The organism is Rugamonas violacea (genome assembly GCF_016461825.1).
GTDB lineage: Bacteria > Pseudomonadota > Gammaproteobacteria > Burkholderiales > Burkholderiaceae_D > Rugamonas.
Map to the genome: position 1 here is coordinate 254,893 of NZ_JAEMNU010000037.1, position 6,105 is coordinate 260,997.

General features: G+C 68.8%; 4 protein-coding genes. 1 reads left to right on the forward strand and 3 read right to left on the reverse strand.

The window, feature by feature from the left end; genetic code table 11:
* Positions 1-38: 38 nt before the first annotated feature.
* From mutY to mutM, 3 genes are all read right to left on the reverse strand, one after another.
* Positions 39-1,211 carry an A/G-specific adenine glycosylase gene (mutY, locus tag H7U20_RS08790; RefSeq protein ID WP_458351867.1) on the reverse strand — a complete coding sequence of 391 codons (1,173 nt, stop codon included), beginning with the start codon at positions 1,209-1,211 and terminating at the stop codon, positions 39-41.
* 70 nt (positions 1,212-1,281) lie between these two features.
* On the reverse strand, positions 1,282-3,210 hold the full coding sequence (locus H7U20_RS08795; RefSeq protein ID WP_199758888.1) for a dynamin family protein: 1,929 nt from the start codon (positions 3,208-3,210) through the stop codon (positions 1,282-1,284).
* A 40-nt stretch (positions 3,211-3,250) separates the two neighbouring features.
* On the reverse strand, positions 3,251-4,084 hold the full coding sequence (gene mutM / locus H7U20_RS08800; protein ID WP_199758760.1) for a bifunctional DNA-formamidopyrimidine glycosylase/DNA-(apurinic or apyrimidinic site) lyase: 834 nt from the start codon (positions 4,082-4,084) through the stop codon (positions 3,251-3,253).
* Positions 4,085-4,231: 147 nt separating this feature from the next.
* On the opposite strand from mutM, the gene H7U20_RS08805 reads away from it, so the two are divergent.
* Positions 4,232-6,016 carry a tetratricopeptide repeat protein gene (locus H7U20_RS08805; RefSeq protein WP_199758761.1) on the forward strand — a complete coding sequence of 595 codons (1,785 nt, stop codon included), beginning with the start codon at positions 4,232-4,234 and terminating at the stop codon, positions 6,014-6,016.
* The last annotated feature ends 89 nt before the right edge of the window (positions 6,017-6,105 follow it).

The window sequence follows — 6,105 nt, forward strand, 5'->3', positions numbered from 1 at the left end:
AGGGCGCCGCGGTCGAGCGGGGCGGCGCGCCGCGCGCACTAGAAGGCCATGCGCGACTGCGCCGCCCCGGCGTCGCCGCACAATTCCAGCAGCAGCTTTTTGATCGGCGCCGGCAGCGGCGCCTCGGCGATGCGCGCGCCGTCGTACCAGACGTAGCCGGCCTCGCCGACCGCGTCGAGCCGGCGCGCCAGCGTGATGCGGTAGGGCGCGATGTGCAGCTTGTAGTGGGTGAACACGTGGGTGATGGTCGACAGCCGCTCGTGCGATTCCAGTTCGCCGAAGCGGGCCACCGCCATGCTCAGCGCGGCGTGGTCGGCCGGCGCGATGTTGCCGTCTTCGGCCAGGGTATGGCCGTCCAGCTCCGGCAGCGACAGCAGGCCGCCCCAGATGCCGCTGTCCGGCCGCTGCTGCAGCAGCACCTGGCCGCGGTGCATCAGCACCAGCATGCTGGCGTGCTTCTCCGGGCTGACCTTCTTCGGCTTGCGCACCGGCAGATCCTTGACGCGGTCGGTGGCCAGCGCCACGCAGCGCGTCCGCAGCGGACAGCGGCCGCAGTCCGGACTGCTGCGCGTGCACAGCGTGGCGCCCAGGTCCATCAGGCCCTGGGTGTAGGACTCGATGCCCTGCTCGGGCAGCAGCGCCTCGGCGCGCCGCCAGAGTGCCTCCTCGACCTTCTTCTCGCCGGGATAGGCGGCGATGCCGAAGGTGCGCGCGAAGACGCGCTTGACGTTGCCGTCCAAAATGGCGGCGCGGGTGCCGTTGGCGAAGGCGGTGATGGCCGCCGCCGTCGAGCGGCCGATGCCGGGCAGGTCGGCCAGCAACGCCTGTTCGACCGGGAACACGCCGTCGTATTCGGCCACCACGCGCTGCGCGCATTTGTGCAGGTTGCGGGCGCGGGTGTAGTAACCCAGGCCGCTCCATTGCGCCATCACGTCCTCGACCGGCGCGGCGGCCAGTTCGCGCAGTGTGGGGAAGCGTTCCAGGAAGCGGGCGTAGTAGCCCAGCACGGCGGCCACCTGGGTTTGCTGCAGCATGATCTCGGACAGCCAGATCAGGTAGGCGTCGCGGGTGTTCTGCCACGGCAGCACATGGCGGCCGTGCTGTTGCTGCCAGCCGATGACGGCGGCGGAAAAACTCGGGTCGATCAAATCTTGTTCCAGCGCCGCGCCCGGGACCATGCCCGGCGCCGGCGTGTGCTGCTGACGCTTCATGCCATTCCTTGTGTTCTTGAGTGTGTGCCGATGTTCGCCACTGATGTTCGTTCTAAGTGCCATCTGCGGATTACGCCGCCGCGTCGAGCGCGACGAATTCGGCCTTGACGGCGATGCTGATCGCGCCGGCCAGCTCGTTGAGCCGGGCCTTCTGTTGGTCCAGCGCGCGCTGGCTGGCCTCGAAGGCGTCGATCTTTTGCTCCAGGCTGTCGGTGGCGTCGTGGATGCGCTGGATCGAGGCCTGGCGGTGTTTCAGCTGGTCCTTGTGCTGGCGGATCTGCGCCTCCAGCGGCGCCATGATGACGCGCAGCCAGGCGTCGGCGTCGTCGTTGGCGGCCTTGAAGCAGCCGCGCACGCGCGAGGCGATGGTGTCGAAGAACTTCTCCATCACCACCACGCGGCTGGTGGTGAGCAGCGTCGCCGTGCCGAACTGCTTGAAGTAGACCGCCTCGATGCCGCCGATCTCCTCGCGGTAGCGCTGCAGCGAGAAGGGCATCGGCAGCGCCAGCGACAGGCCGTGTTCGTTGGAGAAGCGGCGGTACATCACGCCCATCATCTCGGCGATTTCCACCGTCTTGCGGTCGGAGGCGCCGAGGTTGGCGCGCACCCGTTCGAAGTACTGGCGCATCGCCTCGCGCACGCCGGTGAAGAAGCGGCTGCGCTGCATCTGCTCGCGCACCTGGTCGATGTCGTCGCGCACGATGTCCATGCCTAGGCTGGTGTACAACTCGGTCGACAGCCGCGTGAACACGGCGCGCGTGGCCTGCAGCTTGAACAGGCTGGCGTCGAACTCCTTCTTCTCGACCTCGATGCGGCGCATCATGTGGGCGATCACGCTCTGGTTTTTGCCGCGCAGGCTTTTCAGTTCGTGCAGCTGCTCGACCACGCCGCGCGTGCGCGCCGCCAGCAGCGACTGCTGGGCGCTGCCCAGCGCCTGCAGGTCGGCCGCCAGCTGCTGGCGGATCAGCTCCTTCTTGGCCGGGATCAGCTCGTTGAACAGCGCGCCCTCCAGCGCGTGCAGGCGGCTGCGCGCCTGCAGCGCGACGTCGCGGGTGATCTTGCCGACCAGCGCCTTCTGCGCCGACACCGGGAACACCTGGCTGGGTTCGAGCGCCAGCATGTGCGCCACGCTGGCCTGCTGGCGGTCGATCTCCTGGTTGACCTCGTCCTCGCTGCGCAGCTCGTCCCACATGCTGTCGATCTTGTTGAGCACCACCAGGCGGCCCGGCCCGGCGCCGATGTGGTTGCGCCAGACCTCGATGTCGCTCTTGGTCACGCCGGTGTCGGCGGCCAGGATGAACAGCACGGCGTGGGCGTTGGGCAGCAGGTTCAAGGTCAGCTCGGGCTCGGTGCCGATGGCGTTCAGGCCCGGCGTGTCGAGGATCACCAGGCCCTGCTTGAGCAGCGGGTGGGGGAAGTTGATGATGGCGTGGCGCCACATCGAAATCTCCACCCGGCCGTCGGCGTCCTGGGTGACGGCGGCGTCCGGGTCGTTGTCGTCGTACAGGCCGTAGCCGCGCGCCTCGTCGACGCTGGCCAGGCGGGTGCGGCAGACCTGCTTGAACACCTCGTGCATGTCGGCGCCGGCGTCCAGGTTCAGCGGCAGGGTGGTCCAGGCGGCCGGATTGTCGCGGTAGTCGCTGGTCGACAGGTTGTCGGCCCGCGTCTCGATCGGCAGCAAACGGATCGACGGCGCGAAGGCCGGATCGTACAGCAGCTCGGTCGGGCACATGGTGGTGCGCCCGGCCGCCGAGGGCAGGATGCGCTGGCCGTAGTCGGCGAAGAAGATGGCGTTGATCAGCTCGGACTTGCCGCGCGAAAACTCGGCGACGAAGGCCACCGACAGCTTGTCGTCGGCCAGCCGGGCCAGGGTGCGGCCGATGCGCTGCTCGGTGGCGGCGTCGGCCAGTCCGGCCTCGACCACCCAGGCCTGGTAGTTGCGCAGGGCCGCGACGAGGCCCTGGCGCCAGGCGCCGTACTGTTCGATATCGCGCATCATCAGCATGCTCACTTGCTCTCCGCCCGGCCGGTCCGCGCCGTCATTTTTGACAATTCACACAATAGAAGGTCGATCGCTGCCCCTGCTTGATCTGGCGCACCGGGGCGCCGCAGACACGGCAGGGCACGCCTGCACGATCATAGACGAAATACGATTGCTGGAAGTAACCGGACTGGCCGTTGACGCTGATAAAGTCGCGCAAGGTGCTGCCGCCCTGCACGATGGCCTCGGCCAGCACCGCGCGGATCGCCTGGGCCAGCTTGTCGTAGCGCGCCAGGCTGATGCGCCCGGCCGCCGTCTTCGGATTGATGCCGGCGCGAAACAGGCTTTCCGAGGCGTAAATATTACCCACGCCGACGACGATGTCGCCCGCCATCAGCGCCAGCTTGACGGCGCTGTTGCGGCCGCGCGTGCGCCGGTGCAGCAGCTGGCCGGAAAAACCGTCCTCGAGCGGCTCGACGCCCAAGCCGCGCAGCAGCGCGTGCTGTTCCAGCGCGCCGTCCGCGCTGGCGTGCCACAGCACGGCGCCGAAGCGGCGCGGGTCGGTCATGCGCAGCACCTGCGGGCCGTCCGGGCCGGCCATCACCAGGTCGAAGTGGTCGTGTTTCTGCGGCGCCACCTCGCAGGGCAGGATGCGCAGGTGGCCGGACATGCCGAGGTGGACGATCAAGGTGCCGTGGGCGAAATGGATCAGCAAATATTTGCCGCGCCGCCCGGTCAAACCGACCGTGTGGCCGGGCAGCGATTGCGGCAGGTCGGCCGGGAAGGGCCAGCGCAGGCCGCTGCGACGCAGCACCACCGCCTGCACGGCGCGGCCTTCGAGGTAGGGCGCGACGCCGCGCCGGGTGACTTCAACTTCTGGCAGTTCTGGCATTGGGATCGAAAATCAGCTGAAAAGTGGAGGGCGACGGCGTAGCTGGACGGAATATTTGGTTACACTACGAGCATTCGGCTTTACCTGCGAAGGGCGTAGAATCTGCCGTTAGCCCGACCATGCCGCCAGACTTGCCAGGATCATCCTTTGAAAAACGCATTCGCCATTGTAACCCTCTCAGCGCTGCTGTCGGCCTGCGCCGTTGCCCCGCAAAAACCGGCCGACGCGCCGCCGGCCGTCGCGCCGGCCGACAGCGCCGAGCCCGCCGAGGCCGGCGCGCCCGCCGCCGAGGCGCCGGCCCCCGAGCCGCTGCCCGGCGTCGAGCTGACCAGCGACCTGCTGTACAAATTGACCAAGGCCGAGTTGGAGTTCAAGCGCGGCCAGTGGCAGGGGCCGTACATCACCCTGATGGCGCTGGCCCAGCAGACCAGCGACCCGCGTTTGGCGCGCCGCGCCGCCGAGATGGCGCTGGCCGCCAAGCAGGGCGGCGAGGCGCTGGCGGCGATCCGCCTGTGGCGCCAGCTGGCGCCGGAGTCCGAGGAGGCGGTGCAGTACTTCCTCGGCTTCGCCGTGCTCGGCGACGACCTCGGCGAGGCCGAACAGATCTTCAGCCAGCGCCTGCAAACCAGCCCGCCCGCCGCGCGCGGCCTGGCCATGTTCCAGATGCAACAGTTCCTCCTGCGCGCGAAGGACAAGGGCGCCGCCTTCGCCCTGCTCGACCGCGTGCTGCAACCCTACGGCGCGCTGATGGAATCGCACCTGGTGCTGGCGCAGAGCGCCTTCAGCATCGGCGACGCCGCCCGCGCGCGGCTGGAGGCGGCCGAGGCCCTGCGGCTCAAGCCGGAGTCCGAGCTGGCCGTGCTGACGGTGGCCCAGGTGTCGCCCGACATCGGCAGCGCTTCCAAAATCCTCACCGGCTTCCTCGAACGCCACCCGCAGGCGCGCGAGGTGCGCGCCGCCTACGCCCGCATCCTGGTCGACGACAAGCAATACCTGCCGGCGCGCAAGGAGTTCCTGTTCCTGCTGAAAGACCAGCCGGACAGCCTGGCCACGCTGTACGCGCTGGGCGTGACCTCGATGCAGAGCAACGACATTGCCGCCGCCGAGGACTACTTCAAGCGCTTCATCGGCGTGCTGGGCGACCGTCCCGGCGACGAGCGCGACCCGTCCAAGGTGTTGCTGATCCTGTCCCAGATCGCCGAGGAGCGCGGCGACTTCGACGCCGCCACCGGCTGGCTCGACAAGATCGACGGCGGCGACGCCCGGCTCTACCTGACCGCCCACCTGAAGCGCGCCCAGTTGACCGCGCGCAAGGGCGACATCGACGACGCCCGCAAGCAGCTGGCCGAGCTGAACACCGCCGACCCGGCCGAGCAGGCGCAGATCGTCCAGGCCGACGCGCAGATCCTGCGCGAGGCCGGCGACACCCGCACCGCCTTCGTGGTGCTGGAGAACGCGCTCAAGCGCTTCCCCGGCAACGCCGACCTGCTGTACGACCACGCCCTGGCGGCCGAGAAGCTGGGCCGGCTCGAGGTGATGGAGGCCAGCCTGCGCCAGGTGATCGCCGCCGCGCCGGACAACCACCACGCCTACAACGCGCTGGGTTATTCTTTGGCCGAGCGCAACGTCCGCCTCGACGAGGCCTATGCGCTGATCGACAAGGCGCTGCAGATGGCGCCGACCGACCCCTTCATCATGGACAGCATGGGCTGGGTGCAGTTCCGCCTCGGCCATCTGGACCTGGCCGAGGAGTTGCTGCGCCGCGCCTACGGCCTGCGCAACGATCCGGAGATCGCCGTGCATCTGGGCGAGGTGCTGTGGAACAAGGGCGACAAGAGCGGCGCGCGCAAGCTGTGGCAGGAGGCGCAAAGCAAGGACCCGAAGAACGACGCGCTCAAGAGCACACTGGCGCGCCTCAATTACAGCCTGTGATAGCCTAGCTTGGGGGCGGCGCCTGCTACAACCGCCAAACCCGGCGGCGTAAAGCTGGGGTCGGACCCCTCGGGGTCCGACCCCGGTCC

What these genes read in the sequence shown, in the direction of transcription:
- mutY (WP_458351867.1), bottom strand. Translation starts at nt 1,211, where the DNA reads ATGAAGCGTCAGCAGCACACGCCGGCGCCGGGCATGGTCCCGGGCGCG.
- mutM (WP_199758760.1), bottom strand. Translation starts at nt 4,084, where the DNA reads ATGCCAGAACTGCCAGAAGTTGAAGTCACCCGGCGCGGCGTCGCGCCC.
- H7U20_RS08795 (WP_199758888.1), bottom strand. Translation starts at nt 3,210, where the DNA reads ATGATGCGCGATATCGAACAGTACGGCGCCTGGCGCCAGGGCCTCGTC.